We start from the raw sequence: 13,791 nt of genomic DNA, 5'->3' as shown, positions 1-13,791 counted from the left end.
ATAGAAGAGTTACATCAAATATCTACTGACGAAGAATGCTTGTTGGAGACAACTCCAACAAGGGCGGAAATCATAGAAGAGTTACATCAAATATCTAACTGACGAAGAAAGGGCGGAAACTCCAACAAGGGCGGAAAAAAGTGTTAGTCACATTGCTTACTTAAACCATTTTTGATCTAGTACTTTACCTGTACTTGGTTCTACAATTAATTGAGTTCCATCCCAATTCTGCAATCTAACTTTGTCATCTTCATCAAAAATGGATACAAATGGACTATCATCGTGATTATACTGGAGCTTTTCTACCTGCCAGATAATTCCATCTTTATCTAATCCAAATACATTTTCATTGAAATAAGACTTTGGTGGAATTCTAAGCATAACAATACAATAATTGTTAATCACTTTGAAATCTTTGATGGGATAATCAAAGCATATTTTATTACCGTTAATCTTTAAGGTTTTATCGTCTGAGTTAACTTCCATTTCCTATACGGACACAGATAAAAAAAAGATAAGAAGTCTATAGCCAGTAGCTAGGAGATTACCACGTCTACTGACCATCCTTTCAATCCACCTGCAACTAATCCTCACCCAAATGCAGGTGATGAATATGCTCATCAATCAAGTCTATTTGCTTGGTGACCTCTATTACATATTTCTTTAATTCATCCTCAAGCGCTTTCACTTCTTCCTCATATTCAGGGCCTTTCGCTCTACCCAGGTTGTTCTCTATTTCATTGTAAGTATTACATTCTTTATGAATAAACCTGCGAAAAGCTTTGGTGGTGTATTCACTCTCTAATGTCTGAATGTCATCAAGGGTTTCTTTAGCTTCAGGATCTTGATTATCAGCAAATTTTCGTGTTACAATACCATAGAGAAGTGTATCGTAGTGATGTATTTCATCCAGCATACCAATAATTTCTTTTCTGTAAACAGATTCCCCGCAAAAACTGCCTAACCCTTCATAAGTTTGCAGCTTCTCGGCTTCAATGTCCCATTTGATGGTCAAATCATCGACGGCCTTTACTACTTCAGCTTCTTCCTGAGCATAAGTAGCAAGAGACAAAGCAAGCAATGAACAAAATAGGAGAGTTGATTTCATGATAGTGAGTTTTAATTGAAATACATTGGCTAAGAAAAATAAGTTAACAAAGTTTTCTGAAAACATTGCAAGCAAGAATGTCATTGAGTCCGGAAAACCAATCTTCGAAACCATCCAGGGTAACTGGAAAGATTTCTTTGGTAATAATAATCAAATCGTAGTAGAGTTAGCTTGTGGATGGGGGGAATACACCATTTCTCTTGCGGAAAAATTTCCGAACCAGAACTTCATTGGGATAGACATCAAAGGGGATCGCATTTGGAAAGGCAGCCAATATGCACAAAAGAATAGGCTGGATAATGTAGCCTTTCTGCGGATTCATATCATTGAAATTCTTGACCTATTTGGTGAAAGTGAATTAGATGAAATCTGGCTGACTTTCCCAGATCCAAGACCCAAAGATAGAGATGAGAAACATCGACTTTCCAATAAATCATTTCTGGAAAAATATCAACACATTTTAAAACCTGATGGGTGGTTTAGGTTTAAAACGGACAATACTGAACTATTTGAGTACACCTTGCAGGTGCTGACAGATTTCAAGATTAAAGATCATGAATTTACGTTTGATCTCTATAACTCTCCTTTGCTGGAAGAACATCACGGGATTAAGACCAAGTACGAACGCATCTGGACTGAAAAAGGTGAAAAGATCAAGTACATGAAGTTTAGGTTTTTAATTGATTGATTCCTCCTTAATATCGCTTCTCGTTAAACACCAATATATTATGAAAGGGATCTGTAACCTCCATGCAGAGATCTTTCCATGGTGCTTTACTGATACCAGGATTGTTGTATTTGTAGTTCTTCTTTTTGAGGCCTTTATGGAATTCCTTTAAGCCACTGCAGTTTATGAAGACCTTCGCTCCTGGAGAACAATCGCCATGATGCTCTGTCAAGTGCAGTACCATATTACCATAAGAAACTTGTAAGTAGATCGGTGAATCATCATGAAAGCGATGTTCCCAATCAATTTTAAATCCCAGCCAATCGACGTAGAATTCAATGGTTTTGTTATAGTCAAATATTCTTAGAACAGGGATTATCTCTGACGCTTCCATGTTGATTGATTAGTTCATTTTCCTTTCACACCAATCGATGGGAGAGAAAAGGAGGCATGCTAAATGCGTATGCTTACCTGAAAAGATAGCTGGAATTGTCATCACTTCACAGCCTGGATCTGCTCGGATACCTGCTAGTATTAAGGATGCGGATAGAAAGGTTAAAGCTCCAGTAGCTGCTGGTCCTCCATACCCAAGTAAGAAAACGGCAAGGAATGGACCGAAAGCCAAAATAGCTCCAAGTACTCGATCTATTTTTGGTGTAAACCGAACAATAGCGAAATGAAGAAGGGCATAAAAAGCAAGAAGGCCGATAGCCCATGAAAGTCTTATGAAGACTCCTTCCCAACTAACATCACGATACACTGGCCAAACTTCTGTAACAAAGAATAGCCCGAGGCAGAATCTAAAAATTCGTCCTATCATGCGCGCCTTGTAAACTGGTTTTTGACCTGCATCCATAATCAGCAATTACACGTTCCATTTTGTATCGGTGGACACTTCTTAGTACCATAACTGCAGTACACACAGCAATCACCTGATTTGGGCTTCAACACCTGGTGGCAATTTTCACACTCGTAGAAGTACTGGCATGCATCTGTAGGCATGGTTTCTTCCTTCTGATGTCCGCAGTTTGGACAGGTGATGGTTGATTCTAATGTTATTTCTTTTTCCATTTATCTATCCTTTTGGAATTTTGCATGATGCACTGCACCCCTGATGGTCACAGCTTTTAGCGGCACTGGAGCAGGCACTCCAAAGTTCATCGACAGTTGGCATGTTATCAGACCCGATAAGGTCATCTCCGAAGTTCTTGATTTCTGACAATCTGGACTTATAGGATTCCGGATTCCCAAGGTCTTTCATCGATTCAAAATTCAGAAAGAAATCATAGAATGATTCTGTAATCATATCTTTCAATTTTCCTTCATCTGAGGCGCTGAGACTTGATTTTTTCTTGATTGATACAAGGATTTGATCTGCAATAATTCCAGCCTCCTCTTTGCTGAGCTTGTCAACATCTGAGCCTTTTAGCCAATCGGACTTAGCCTGAAATGATTCCAAGTTTTCTGCATATCCATCCATTAATAATTCACTGGCATTCACCTTATGTTTGGTAAAAACCTGATTGATCAAATTTCTTCTGGTCATAAAATCCGGTTCATTCCAAACCACTGCTATAACAGTACCTGCTCTATTTAACCAGGCTTCATCAACTGATTCTGAATTCTCAAAATCATTCAAAACCGGTTTGGCACGACTGCCGCAACCAATAGTAGGTGCAGCATTGCAAACGAGAGGCACTTTGTAAAAGCTAACGTTACCATTATCTGTTGATATTGTTGAACTCGTTTTCTGGTCATCAATCACCTTGTACCCTGTCTCATTGATTGCATCGATTATGTCGCTCTGATTCACTTTTGAAGGGTAGTATTCTATCGTAGTTGAACTGGTAGCATATAAGGCGTCAACTGATTTGACCCCTTCAAGTAAGCCAACCTTATGTTCGATGGAAGCTTCGCATCCTGCACAAGTCATTCCCTTTACATCTAATACAATCTTATTTGTTTTGGTTGTGTCTTGTTCAATGTAGGCGACAGGTGTCTGACCTCCTCCATTGGAATATAAAATATGTGCGTAGCTGGGAAACGAGAGCATTAAACCTGCAAAGACGGTAATGATTCCTAAGAATCTTTTTGATTGCCAGAAAGAGGGTTTTGCATCGTCATCACATTCGCAAGCTATTTCCTCTGCGGTTTTGGGTCTAAGTTTCTGATACCAGGCAAAACCTAAAATACCAATAGTCAAGACTATGAGATATGGCCTGAATGGTTCCATCCAGGAGAAAGTGGCTGCAATGCCACCGATACCAGCCAGCAATGAAAACACAGGTGTGATGCAGCATAGTGAAGCTGCGATTGCTGCAAACAATCCTGCACTGGCACTTTTTGAAGATAGATTTGTCGTACTCATGAGATTACTTCTTTTTGATTCTGCAGTAGCAAGCCATCCAACACTGGTTTGATAATTTGAATATTGGTTTCTACCAGGGAATAGAAGACCGTTTGGCCTACTTTCTTGTCCTTGACAAGCTTTCCGTCCTTTAGCTTACGCAAATGCTGCGAAACTCCTCCTACAGATATATCCAGAACATCACTCAGATCACAAGGACACATTTCTCCTTCTTTGTGTAGGAGAAATAGAATTTTCAATCTCATTGGATTTCCTGAAAGATTGAATATCTGTGTTGCCTGGTCTAGCTGATCATCAATTTGATGCAGTGATTCTTTGCATTCCTTAATTTGGACGGGATCCGCCAATACTCTAATACAGGTCTTGCTCATCTTTTACTATTTTAGTAATTACTAAAACGTAAAGGTACAGGAAAGGTTCAGTATTTAAGTAAATTCTAAAATATGATAGATTATCTATACTCCGGATTCTCAAAATTCCAGCGTGTTCCATCATCCCAATCTTTCCTCGAATTACCATAAGTTGGGTATCCATCATTCTCCTTGAGCATCTTGGCTAGATGTAGCAGGTTATAAGTCATAAAGGTGGTATTACGATTCGTAAAAGCATTTTCATAGGCTTTTGCTTCTTTATCCATGTAACTTGGGCCAGGACCTGCCTCGCCAATCCATCCACAATCAGCCTGAGGTGGTATGGAGTATCCTAAATGCTGTAGGGCATATAGCATGCTCATGGCACAGTGCTTGATCCCATCTTCATTACCGGTGATCACACATCCACCAACTTTGCCGTAGTAGATGTATTGGCCTTTATCGTTTTGTTTACCACTCATTCCATAAAGTCGCTCGATAAGCTTTGTAGCTACAGAGGACTTTTCACCCAGCCAGATAGGAGTACCAATAATCAAAATATCCGCTTTCATTACTTTTTTGAACAGCTCAGGAAACTCATCTGACTTATATCCATGCTCGGTCATATCCGGATAAACCCCATAAGGGATATCATGATCTACAAATCGCATGTACTCCACTGACACATCTTCCTTTTCCATGATATCCATGGAAACTTGCATCAGGCCTTGTGTGTGACTTTGTCTTGGTGATTTTTTAAGTGTACAATTGATGAAAAGTGCTGAAAGGGAAGAGAAATCAGGTTTGCTCATGTTTTGATTAAGATAAAATGTGATCTTTGCGCTTCATTTATAAACTGATTGGTCAGATCAGTGTTATTTTAAAACCGTGTCCTTTCTAAAATTACAAAATATAAAGAAGAGCTATGTTTCGGACAGACCGGCATTTGCCTGCTCATCATTGGAAGTTGGCAAAGGCAGGAAAATTGGTATAGCCGGTGAAACCGGATCAGGCAAGTCTACTTTGTTGCGAATAATCGGGGGTTTGAAAAAACCGGATGAAGGTGATGTCCTGATGGATGGTTCGTCCGTTTACCCCAAACTCGACCGATTAATTCCGGGTCATCCTCAAATGGCATACTTATCACAATCCTTCGAATCACCCAAGTTCATTAAGGTAATCGAATATCTTAAGACTAATTCGATCGAGGAAGAAAGGTTTGATCAGGTTACAAGACTATGTCGGGTAAAACAACTTCTGGATAAGGACACACGTGCTTTATCGGGAGGGGAGCGACAAAGAGTAGCATTGGCTAAAGTGATCTTAAAAGAACCTACTGTTCTCTTGTTAGATGAGCCGTATTCCAACTTAGACCCACATCATGAACGAATCATCAAGGAGGTGATTAGCGATATCGGTAAGGAAACTGATGCAACTATTCTAATGGCTTCACACGATCCTACAGACCTTCTACCATGGGCGGATGAAATACTTGTACTCAAAGAAGGAATGATGGTCCAAAAGGGCCTTCCTAAATTGATTTACCATAGTCCATCAAGTCACTATGTTGCCGGACTTTTTGGAGCTTATCAAGTCATCGATGGAACTAAATGGTCTTCATCATCCGAACAAATGATTGTCAGACCGGAACAATTCACACTTAATAATCATGGAAAGGCAGGAGAGGTGAAGGCAGTTTATTTTCACGGAAACCATGAGCTAATTGAAGTGAAAACAGCGCATGAAACCATTCAGGCACTGTCTTCTCCCGGCACATATCAAAAAGGTGACAAAGTAGGTGTAAGTCTTAAGCTTACCGATTATTCAAAATAGCGTTAAGCGCCTGATCGCGGTAGGTTCTGCTTACAGGCAGTTTATTATCCTTAATAATTACCTGATTGCCTTCCAGGGCATTCACATGATTTCTATTGATCACATACTGTTTATGAATCTGAATAAATGACGATGGCAGGCTGTCCACGATGGATTTAAGTGTAGTGTGAGTAAAGTGTAGTGTGAGTAATTAGTCTGGTTTCTTTGAGTTGCAGGATCACATAATTCTGCATGGATTCCAGGAATAATATATCATCATAACGGACTTTTTCCATGCGCTTGTCTGTCTTCACAAAAAAGAAATCCTGAGTACCCTGAAAAAGCGTTTTTGCCTTTTCTGTGGCTTTTAAAAAACGATCAAAGGAGATAGGCTTCATGAGGTAATCAACCACATCCAATTCAAATCCTTCCAAAGCATACTGATCATATGCCGTAGTAAAAATTACTTTAGGCGGATTGTTGAGACTCTTCACGAAATCCAAACCTGTCAGGTGCGGCATTTGAATATCAAGGAATAATAGATCAGGGTTCAGTTCTTCTAATTTATTCAGTAGGTCCAATGCGGAGCTAAAGGAGCCAAGATGGGTGAGGTAGGGTATCTGCTCCATGTACCCTTCGATTCCGGCTCGGGCGAGCGGCTCATCATCTACGATGCAGCATTTGATGGTCATTGGATAGGTAGTTTAAGTACCACTTCAAAGGTATGTTCTCTATCTAGAATCACTAAGTCATAATTCTGATGATAGAGCAAGTCAAGTCTTCTCCTAAGATTATTCAACCCAATTCCTGATCGAGTGAGATCATCCGTTTTCATTGCCCTCTTAGAATTTAAAACGGTAAACACCACATATCCACTTTCCTTTTTTAGTTTCATTTCAATGAACGGCTTTTTTCCTTCTACGTATTTAAAGGCATTTTCTACCAATGGAATCAATAAGTGGGGATAAATTTTACCTGATATTTTTTTCAAATCCACTCTCAACTCCAGATCATCATCTTTACGTACTTTGTGTACTTCAGCATAGAGCTGAATAAACTCAATTTCTTTTGAAATATCCACTAATTTCTGCTGGTCCTGGTACAAGCTGTATCGCAGCAACTCTGATAGTTTTTCTACACTTTTCTTTGCCTCAGGAACACTTTGATCCATCTGGAAATAGATATTGTTTAATCCATTGAAAAGGAAGTGTGGGCTGAACTGCTCTTTCAGAAAATTTAATTCAGAGTTTAACCGGTCATTCTCTATCTGCTGTAGCTTGAGCTTACTTTGAACAAAAGCCTGGATGTAAAAATTACCCCTTCGGATAGCGAAATACAGCACGATGTAGAGCGTAGGAATGATGGTGATTTGAACCAAATCACTAAGAGAAAGCCCGTCATCCGTCACAGCCGCCATTGGAATAATTGTACAATAGACCACAAGCAGAGCAACTCCGATAACTCCTAATAATTCTTTGCTCGCCCGTTTTAAAGTCAACTCACTGGCATCATCACTAAAGTATTTACGCTCTTGTACACTGATAATGTATGTGAAGATGTAGCCTACAATGATTACGGTAACAAACTCAATGACATTGATATACAGTGGCCGTTCCCAAAACTTAAAGCCCTTGCCCATGGTATCATTCACCACGCGCAAGGTGCCATAAATAATGAATCCGTATAGGGCAGGAAATATCTTAGGCCACAGGTTTTTCATTGATGTTTATAATGAAATTAATTTCTTGAATTCAACAAACTAAAACCTGTCTTTTCGACGATAGGAGAAATCTTTGTAATTAAATAAGAAATCCTTTATTAGTAGACCGTCTTACATTAAACATAGATATCTCATTACATTCGATATGACAGGTTTTAGTTTTTTTGGGTTAAATAATCAGGCAGCTTTAAATTCAGCTCGCTCTTCCAATTTACTAAAGTCTTTTTGTTTCTCCTTTTTAGATAACTCTTTCACTCCAAAAAGGAAACGCATTATCCGAAAAGGACGAATGAAGTATTCATATCCTGCAACGGATAGAATGAAACTAACTGTGCTTACAAAAAGATACTTCGCCAAAATCCCTTCATCAACTAATGTTACGATGTAATATCCAATGATGATAATGATGGTCTGGTGCAGAATATAAAATGGATATATCGCCCGGTTTGCATATGCCAAAATCGGATGAGGCTTATTCAAATACCTTTTACCAAGTGAAAGCATAGATAGCAACCACAGCCATCCGGAAACGGCTAATAGTATCAGGTAAAGCGTTTCACCAATACCCTCCAGCCCAATTCTGTTCCATCGGAAATAATTCAATATGATCGTACTAAGTAGTGCCAATCCCACCAGTTTTCGAGTGTCTGATTCAATGCGCTTCCACATGGCAGGAATGATGCCGGCAATGTATCCGGCGAGAAAAAAACTACCCCAATAAGTCATCCAGCCCCAGTCTCCAATAAATGCATTCGTGCGGTTGGTGTATACGGTGAAGGTCACATAAATAAGAACCGTAGGAACAATCAATAAAACATAAGAAATCCACGAATACTGCTCGATGAGTCGATCCAGGTAATTTTTTACCTTATCTTTTCTTAGCCACAGAAAAATCGGGAGTAAAATGGCAGAGTAGATAAACAAATACAATACAAACCACATGTGGTGCCAGGACAGATTACCTTCAGGATAGGGTTTCATTTCGAAGATCGTGGGCCAGAAGGTGGCATAACTCATCGTTGCACCATTGAATATTCGCTCGAAATAAACCTGAGGTGGAACGATCACAATCATAGCAAAGATCAGTGGAACCATTAATCTATTATGTCTTTCCTTCAAGTACCTCCAAGGTGATCTTTTTCTCAATGCCAGGTAGGTTCCATAACCTGAAATGAAGAAAAGAAGTGGCATCCTGAACCGACTAAGCCAAAAATTGAACTCTAACCAGAGGTAACTAAGTTCATCGTTTTTAATGTGCCAGTCCCACTCTGCAGTGAAGATCATGGCGGTGTGAAAGTAGAGCACCAGGATAATTGCGATTACCCTGAGCCAGTCAATGTCGTGTCGTCGTTCCATAATTTTTGAGTTTTATGGAATCGAAAGTGATATTATCTAAATAGGCCGTGAAATTTTGTTGACGACCCGCAAAAAACTGGTGACGAATGACACTAACAGTCCGAATTAAAAGTGAATATGATAAATTTATCAATTCTAATATCTCATAAATATTGTTTATGAATTTGACGCAATTAGAATATGCGCTTACGCTGGAACGACTCGGTTCCTTCACTGAGGCTTCCAAATCTTTAGGAATGACACAGCCAGCATTAAGTCTGCAGATTAAAAACCTTGAGAATGAGATTGGTATATCACTTTTCGATAGATCTAAGTCTCGGATTGAACCGACAGAGCAAGGGTTGAAATTTTTAATGAAGGCCAGTGAAATTGTGACGGCAGGAAAGCAATTGAAAGAGTATGCAATCACTCTTGGGACGGAGTTTAGTGGCACTTTACGAATCGGGGTTATACCTACACTTTCACCGTATTTGGTGCCCTTGTTTGCTGACTCCCTACTCACTAAATATTCCGACCTTTCATTAGAAATTCATGAACTGCTGACTGAGGAAATACTTCAGCAAATTCGAGTCGGAGAGTTGGATGGAGGCATCATCTCAACACCAATTAACCGTCAGGGGGTAGTTGTCACGCCGCTATTTTACGAATCCTTTTTTCTTTATCAGGACAAATCGAAACCTTATCGAACACCTCCGCTACAGGTGGCTAAAATAGACCTTAATGAATTGTGGTTGCTGGATGAAGGTAATTGCTTCAGAGATCAGGTCAATGACATTTGCTCATTTAAAGAAAAACAAACACATAATCAGCTTTCATATCACTGTAACTCGATTGACTCACTCATTCGTATGGTAGACTATCACGGAGGGTCTACCATATTGCCCGAACTAACTACTTTAAGCCTCGATTCTGATCAGGAACAAAATCTTATTCCACTCGAAAAGAAAGTTCGAGAGGTGGGATTTGTTACTCGTAAAATGACAGGGAAAGAACACCTATTTGAACTATTAAATGAAGAGATAAAAGCCAATGTCCCATCGCCAATGCGGACGCTAAATGGAAGAGAAGTAGTAGATCCAGGAATTGGGGAAAAATGGAAGTGATTTTGGTTAAAACAAACTTCCTGTTTTGGGTAAGGCTTGTCTATGCAGATGTTTTAAATAGAGTTGTGCGCATGCATTGGCATCACTTAGTGCGTCGTGATGGTTTAGTGGTATTTTATACTTTTTACTTAGATAAGCAAGTCCTCGTCGGTAGATCACACGCGTACATCTCACTTCAAAATCGGGCTGTACAAGATCATAATAGGCCAGGCTGCTTCGAAGACAATTCACATCAAAGTCAGCATTGTGCGCTACCACCACCTGATCCTCAATTAAATGTCGAACATCGAACCATACTTCTTCGAAAAAGGGAGCATCTTTTGTGTCGTCCGGTTTGATTCCATGTACCTCAATATTTTTATAGAAATATTCGTTTTTAGGAGGCTGAATGAGCTTATTTACTTTCTCAACTACCTTTCCATCTTCCATTCTCACAATCCCAATCTGACATACACTGGAAGGATTCCATGTAGCAGTTTCAAAATCCAAGGCTGAGAAAGATTCTAATGGCATGATCCAAATCTAGTCAATCAGGCCTAATGCTTGTATTTTTTGAATAATCACCAAAAAGTACCCCGAATTGAGTTTTAAAAGGTTCTTGTGCAATTAGCCATGATTTTTAACCCACAGAAATACTTCATTCATCTAAAAGCCTGAATTGTTCGTAGTTTATTCATTGTTTTCATCTCGAATAGGCGAATTCAGCTCTAATTTTGGTTTAAATCAGCTATCTATTAATGCGGATCAAGTACATTTTTTCTCTCTTTTTATCACTAATCCCTTTTAGCGAAATAATAGCTAGCGGTGATAGATGGAAGAAGATTCTAAAAGATAAAGAGGGAGCAGTTGAGTTTTATTGGTACCCCAATAACGTCATCATTGAAAACTCTCTGGATATCATCGATGGTATTGAACATGACCTGGCGGTATCTTTCGTCAATTATCTGAATAAAAAACACGGACTTTCCATTGAGCTGAAGTGGATAGAGACTGATGGGTTTGATGAGGTCATTCAAACAGTCCGGGATGGTACCGGAGGTACCTTTGGAGCTTCATCCATATCAATAACTGAAAAGAGAAGTAAGTATCTGAATTTTACTGCCCCTTATATGGCTGATGTGGCTGTATTAATTTCAAATAACAACCTTCCTATAGCCCTGAGCCTGTCGGAATTGGCAACTATACTTGAAGGCAATACCGCCATTTCCATTTCGAATACTACCCTCGTTGAATCACTAGACCGGTTAAAAGGTCAGCTCGACATTGATTTTTCGATCGAATATGTAAAGAATAGTGGAAACATCATAGATCGAATAAGTGAAGTGCCCAATAGCTTTGGTTATGTTGATATTGCAAATTTCCTTGTAGCAGTGGATAACAATACCGATGTAAAACGTCAGTTTTTTATGCCAATAAAACTCCAGGGTTTAGCATTGATCTACACAAAAAATACCGACTGGGACGAACCGGTTGAAGACTACTTCAATAGTTCGCAATTTGAAAAAGACAAACAGGAAATTATCACAAGATATTTAGGGAATAATGCTTCTGAAATAATCGATCGCATTTCAAAATCTGCTGAAATAGGACCTCTTGAGGAGATTGTGCTTTCTAATAGAGAAAAAGAAGCTCAATACGAACGATTATTAGAGTCTGCGAAAAGAGATCAGGACTCTGAACGTCTCACCCTCATTCTAGTAACGATTATTTTAGTTGTTCTCGTGGTATTGTCGTTATTGTTTGCTTTATATAGAGTGAAATCAAGCAACAATGATCGGCTATTAGAGCAGCAAAAGCTGGTGGAACAAGCCAACGATCAATTGAGGGCTCTAAATGAGGAAAAGAATAACCTCATTAAGGTTTTGGCTCATGACCTCCGCTCGCCGCTTGCCAATATTCTAAACGGCTCCCAGATCATAGAGTCGAGTGAAGAATTATCTGATCAGGGAAAAAAACTGCTAGGTTTTATACTTCAATCGTCAGAAAAGATGAGTTCTCTTATTGACAAAATCTTAGATGTAGATGCGATTGAGACCGGAAGGCATAATTTAAAAATCGAACCTTTTAAACTGAAGCCATTACTGGATCAGGTTGTTACTGAAAATGCCAGCAAAGCGAAAGAAAAGTCCATTGAAATTAATTTGAAATTGTCAAATAATCCATCGGTTCTTGCAGATAAGGTCTATACATCCCAGGTCGTTGACAACTTACTTTCCAATGCAATCAAATACAGTAAAGTTAATTCTACTATTGCGATGAAAGCTGAAGAAATAGATGATATGATTAAAATATCGGTTCAGGATCAGGGACCAGGCCTTACAGAGGAAGATCAAAAGATGCTTTTCAGAAAATATCAACAGCTAAGTGCACGCCCTACAAAAGGAGAAGCATCCATTGGTCTTGGTTTATCAATAGTAAAGCTGTTCACTGAGCGAATGGGGGGAGAAGTCACTTATGATACCGAAGTTGGAAAGGGTACCACTTTCCACGTTCAACTGAAAAAAGGTTAATACTTAATCGGTAATTTCTATTTGATCGCAAGTGCCAACAAACGGTACTCCTGCGGTATAAAAGGCGTATGTGATTAGCCCAACATAAACATCTTCAGCGAATGTCGGGGCTTGACCCGGCAGATTTCCTGTACCATTATACAATTGCCAGTCATCGGACTGGTTTGCTGGATCTGGATTTGGTGTTTGCCAATATACCGTTAGCGTTTGATTCTCATTTCCAACAATTCTGATATCTGCTCGACCATCAGGAACTGTATTTGCTCCTATGTCGTCAACTGATGAAGACCCATTCAAAGTGTTCTTACCTTCAATGGTAAAGCCTGTAGCTCCTCGGTGGCCTACCACCACATGCGCTGAGTTTGGATCATTCAAATCCAAAACATGAACCTGAACACCTGCGAAATTATATGGCTCTCCGGAATGTGCAGGAGCAATCTGAGAATCACCCAGGGTTCCAATTCCTATATTTCTGGCAATAAACTCAAATGGAAAACTGACCAATTTAGCATCCAGCCTTCCTTGTTCCTCATTAAAGTGAAGTGTTTGGTTTTCCGAGTTTTCTGTAAGCTCAGCTCTGTATCTTCCATCTACCTGTTGCACGTTTGGTAGTGCAGATGCATTATTTGTGGTATAGTCTACAAGCGCTCCAGACCCGTCAAACGAATCAATGAAATCGGTTTCACCGTCAGGTTCACTCATGTCATCCGGAGGTGTGTTACCATCATCTTTTGAACATGAAAAAAAGATGATGGTAGTTATGATCAGTAAATAGTTTAAGAATAGCTTCATAAGGT

18 protein-coding genes are annotated in these 13,791 nt (G+C 39.4%); 4 read left to right on the top strand and 14 right to left on the bottom strand.

All coding sequences use genetic code 11. The features are described 5' to 3' along the window. Positions 1 to 156: 156 nt before the first annotated feature. Together RIC88_RS15925 and RIC88_RS15920 are read right to left on the bottom strand one after the other, a co-directional pair. The gene (locus RIC88_RS15925; protein ID WP_502880007.1) at positions 157 to 486 is read right to left on the bottom strand and encodes a DUF7957 family protein; all 330 of its coding nucleotides are present in this window, start codon (positions 484 to 486) and stop codon (positions 157 to 159) included. Between the two features lie 97 nt (positions 487 to 583). Continuing rightward, complete coding sequence (locus RIC88_RS15920; RefSeq protein ID WP_350218557.1) at positions 584 to 1,108, bottom strand: hypothetical protein; 525 nt, start codon at positions 1,106 to 1,108, stop codon at positions 584 to 586. A gap of 25 nt (positions 1,109 to 1,133) precedes the next feature. Here RIC88_RS15920 and trmB point away from each other — a divergent pair, with 25 nt between their 5' ends. Next, the gene (gene trmB, locus RIC88_RS15915) at positions 1,134 to 1,796 is read left to right on the top strand and encodes a tRNA (guanosine(46)-N7)-methyltransferase TrmB (RefSeq protein WP_350218556.1); all 663 of its coding nucleotides are present in this window, start codon (positions 1,134 to 1,136) and stop codon (positions 1,794 to 1,796) included. A 7-nt stretch (positions 1,797 to 1,803) separates the two neighbouring features. On the opposite strand, the gene RIC88_RS15910 is transcribed toward trmB, so the two are convergent. The 6 genes from RIC88_RS15910 to RIC88_RS15885 all read right to left on the bottom strand — a co-directional run bounded on the left by RIC88_RS15910 (position 1,804) and on the right by RIC88_RS15885 (position 5,305). Beyond that, complete coding sequence (locus RIC88_RS15910) at positions 1,804 to 2,169, bottom strand: glyoxalase superfamily protein (RefSeq protein WP_350218555.1); 366 nt, start codon at positions 2,167 to 2,169, stop codon at positions 1,804 to 1,806. 9 nt (positions 2,170 to 2,178) lie between these two features. Continuing rightward, complete coding sequence (locus RIC88_RS15905) at positions 2,179 to 2,595, bottom strand: hypothetical protein (protein WP_350218554.1); 417 nt, start codon at positions 2,593 to 2,595, stop codon at positions 2,179 to 2,181. Between the two features lie 38 nt (positions 2,596 to 2,633). Beyond that, positions 2,634 to 2,846, bottom strand: a complete 213-nt coding sequence (locus RIC88_RS15900; RefSeq protein WP_350218553.1) for a GDCCVxC domain-containing (seleno)protein — start codon at positions 2,844 to 2,846, stop codon at positions 2,634 to 2,636. A 4-nt stretch (positions 2,847 to 2,850) separates the two neighbouring features. Next, entirely contained in the window at positions 2,851 to 4,143 is a 1,293-nt protein-coding gene (gene merTP / locus RIC88_RS15895) for a mercuric transport protein MerTP (RefSeq protein WP_350218552.1), read from the bottom strand. Further along, entirely contained in the window at positions 4,140 to 4,514 is a 375-nt protein-coding gene (locus RIC88_RS15890; protein ID WP_350218551.1) for an ArsR/SmtB family transcription factor, read from the bottom strand. The genes merTP and RIC88_RS15890 overlap by 4 nt, the downstream gene beginning before the upstream one ends. An 80-nt stretch (positions 4,515 to 4,594) precedes the next feature. Next, positions 4,595 to 5,305, bottom strand: a complete 711-nt coding sequence (locus RIC88_RS15885; RefSeq protein WP_350218550.1) for a flavodoxin family protein — start codon at positions 5,303 to 5,305, stop codon at positions 4,595 to 4,597. Positions 5,306 to 5,381: 76 nt separating this feature from the next. On the opposite strand from RIC88_RS15885, the gene RIC88_RS15880 reads away from it, so the two are divergent. After that, entirely contained in the window at positions 5,382 to 6,326 is a 945-nt protein-coding gene (locus RIC88_RS15880; RefSeq protein WP_350218549.1) for an ABC transporter ATP-binding protein, read from the top strand. On the opposite strand, the gene RIC88_RS15875 is transcribed toward RIC88_RS15880, so the two are convergent. The 4 genes from RIC88_RS15875 to RIC88_RS15860 form a co-directional block, all read right to left on the bottom strand. After that, positions 6,307 to 6,474 (bottom strand): LytTR family transcriptional regulator DNA-binding domain-containing protein, encoded by a 168-nt coding sequence (locus tag RIC88_RS15875; protein ID WP_350218548.1) that lies wholly within the window; start codon positions 6,472 to 6,474, stop codon positions 6,307 to 6,309. The genes RIC88_RS15880 and RIC88_RS15875 overlap by 20 nt on opposite strands. Positions 6,475 to 6,481: 7 nt before the next feature. Further along, positions 6,482 to 6,997: a LytR/AlgR family response regulator transcription factor gene (locus tag RIC88_RS15870; RefSeq protein ID WP_350218547.1), complete on the bottom strand. Its 516-nt coding sequence runs from the start codon at positions 6,995 to 6,997 to the stop codon at positions 6,482 to 6,484. Then, complete coding sequence (locus RIC88_RS15865; RefSeq protein WP_350218546.1) at positions 6,994 to 8,025, bottom strand: sensor histidine kinase; 1,032 nt, start codon at positions 8,023 to 8,025, stop codon at positions 6,994 to 6,996. Before RIC88_RS15865 ends, RIC88_RS15870 begins: the two co-directional genes overlap by 4 nt. A gap of 177 nt (positions 8,026 to 8,202) precedes the next feature. Next, positions 8,203 to 9,381 carry an acyltransferase family protein gene (locus tag RIC88_RS15860; RefSeq protein WP_350218545.1) on the bottom strand — a complete coding sequence of 393 codons (1,179 nt, stop codon included), beginning with the start codon at positions 9,379 to 9,381 and terminating at the stop codon, positions 8,203 to 8,205. Positions 9,382 to 9,539: 158 nt separating this feature from the next. On the opposite strand from RIC88_RS15860, the gene RIC88_RS15855 reads away from it, so the two are divergent. After that, positions 9,540 to 10,484 (top strand): LysR substrate-binding domain-containing protein, encoded by a 945-nt coding sequence (locus tag RIC88_RS15855; RefSeq protein WP_350218544.1) that lies wholly within the window; start codon positions 9,540 to 9,542, stop codon positions 10,482 to 10,484. A 6-nt stretch (positions 10,485 to 10,490) separates the two neighbouring features. On the opposite strand, the gene RIC88_RS15850 is transcribed toward RIC88_RS15855, so the two are convergent. Next, positions 10,491 to 10,997 carry a 3'-5' exonuclease gene (locus tag RIC88_RS15850; protein WP_350218543.1) on the bottom strand — a complete coding sequence of 169 codons (507 nt, stop codon included), beginning with the start codon at positions 10,995 to 10,997 and terminating at the stop codon, positions 10,491 to 10,493. A gap of 224 nt (positions 10,998 to 11,221) precedes the next feature. Here RIC88_RS15850 and RIC88_RS15845 point away from each other — a divergent pair, with 224 nt between their 5' ends. Continuing rightward, complete coding sequence (locus RIC88_RS15845) at positions 11,222 to 12,994, top strand: ATP-binding protein (RefSeq protein ID WP_350218542.1); 1,773 nt, start codon at positions 11,222 to 11,224, stop codon at positions 12,992 to 12,994. 3 nt (positions 12,995 to 12,997) lie between these two features. On the opposite strand, the gene RIC88_RS15840 is transcribed toward RIC88_RS15845, so the two are convergent. Next, positions 12,998 to 13,786, bottom strand: coding sequence for a hypothetical protein (locus RIC88_RS15840; protein WP_350218541.1), 789 nt, complete (start codon positions 13,784 to 13,786; stop codon positions 12,998 to 13,000). Between the last annotated feature and the right edge of the window lie 5 nt (positions 13,787 to 13,791).

This window comes from Ekhidna sp., assembly GCF_040220215.1.
Classification (GTDB): Bacteria; Bacteroidota; Bacteroidia; order Cytophagales; family Cyclobacteriaceae; genus Ekhidna.
This window is presented reverse-complemented; position numbering and strand designations above follow the sequence as displayed.